This window comes from Pantoea sp. (assembly GCF_032114055.1).
Classification (GTDB): Bacteria; Pseudomonadota; Gammaproteobacteria; order Enterobacterales; family Enterobacteriaceae; genus Pantoea.
This window is the reverse complement of record NZ_DAMCTB010000023.1, coordinates 1-1,558: the sequence shown is the minus strand read 5'-3', so window position 1 is coordinate 1,558 and position 1,558 is coordinate 1. Positions and strand designations below refer to the sequence as shown.

The following is a 1,558-nucleotide window of genomic DNA, read 5'->3' as shown; positions in this document are numbered from 1 at the left end:
CTTTCGTCGCCGCTATCTGCCCCTCCGTCCGCGCGATATCCGCCGCCGGTAAATCACAGGCGCGTTATTACAGAGTGGGATACCGGCCTGACAGAGGCCAGGTGAAACCGCTGCCACAGCTGCCTCTTAAAGCCGATAACTGAAAAAGCTGAGCTTTACGACCGGGCAGAAGATCGAGGTGATCACCGGGCCAGGAGAGCTAATCATCTGGCTGGTGAATTAAAGTTAACTAACTTAGAAGTAAGGTAAAATCCCGGCTCGCTGGCCGGGATTGGTAAGATTACTCAGGATCGGATGGCGGCAACTTGCGGGTTTTTCTTTCCTTAAACCAGATTTTTAACCAGAGTCCGACACCCAAAATAAGGCCGCCGACATATCCAGATTTAAAGAAAGAATCAAAAACATCGCTCCAACTGAACGGGAAAGAATCTTTCTTGAAATAAATAATTACTGACCCAAGGAGTACCGATATAAAATTAAAAAATAAAAACAATATCAGGCACATGATTATCAATTTTATTAATAAGAGAAAATTACTTTTCATTTTTTCTCTTTTCATCTAAATGACCTTTTACAAAATTTCCTGCTTCCTCACTGATATAGCTACCACCAATAGTGCCTGTTAAATCAGAAACAGCCTCTTCTGCAACTTTCAATGTTACGCCTTTTATTATGACACCACCAATACCTCCAGCTACAGTACCAGCGCCAGCACCAGCCATAGAGTTAGTTGGATCTTCCCCCTTAATCCCGCTCCCTATCGCCGCACCTCCCATGTTAACAGGAGCTGAAGCAATGATACCTTTACCCGTTGTCGCTGCTGCTGTCACCCCCGCAATAATCGCATCCACATAACTGAACGGATCTTTTCCGGTAAGCTGCACACCGGTATTTACACCCACGCCGATTGCCGCATTCAGCGCCATCCCTTCTTTTATCGTCGTGCCCAGTACACTTCCACCAAACATCAGCGGCGCATCACCTATACTGGCATTGGATTTATGGTAGCCCCAGGTATTCATGATGCTCTGAGCTTTAGACATGGCTTCAGAATCAGGTTTACGTTTCATGTAACCCTGGCCAGAGAGCAGCCCGGTAACCAGCTGTTGTGCTACTGCGGGCCCGTAGGCTTTTTCCATTTCAGAAGCATAAATACGAAGATATCCGGCCAATTCAGCCCGCTCAGTACTATTCATCTGTGTAGGGTCTTTAGTAAATTTAGAAACCAGCGCATCACTGCGTTTGTCGGCATTTTCCAGCTTAATAAGCTCATTGGCTGTAGCTAATGACTTATCACCGTTTTTAATTTTCTCAATGGCTTTGTCGAGCTTGTCGGAAGAAGTCGCGCCCAGGAAGTTATTCTCAACCGCATTCTTCCCAGCCTGCGCACCTACCACCGCGCCCGCCGTGCTGTCGCCGGTCACGCCGCCCGCAAGGCCCGCCGCCAGCGTGCCCAGCGCGCTTATCGTCTGGCGCTGCTCCTCACTCAGGTCCTTGTGCCTGACGCCCGGATACATCTGCTGCGCGATGTACTCGCCCATCGCCGCGCCCGACGCGC

General features: G+C 49.1%; 1 protein-coding gene and 1 pseudogene. One reads left to right on the top strand and one right to left on the bottom strand.

Going from position 1 to position 1,558, the window contains the following annotated elements; genetic code table 11:
- Positions 1 to 35: 35 nt before the first annotated feature.
- Positions 36 to 223 (top strand): annotated as a pseudogene (locus RT657_RS19565) (SymE family type I addiction module toxin).
- A gap of 310 nt (positions 224 to 533) precedes the next feature.
- On the opposite strand, the gene RT657_RS19560 reads toward RT657_RS19565, so the two are convergent.
- On the bottom strand, positions 534 to 1,558 hold a 1,025-nt coding region (locus tag RT657_RS19560; RefSeq protein WP_313656414.1), incomplete at its 5' end, for a VENN motif pre-toxin domain-containing protein.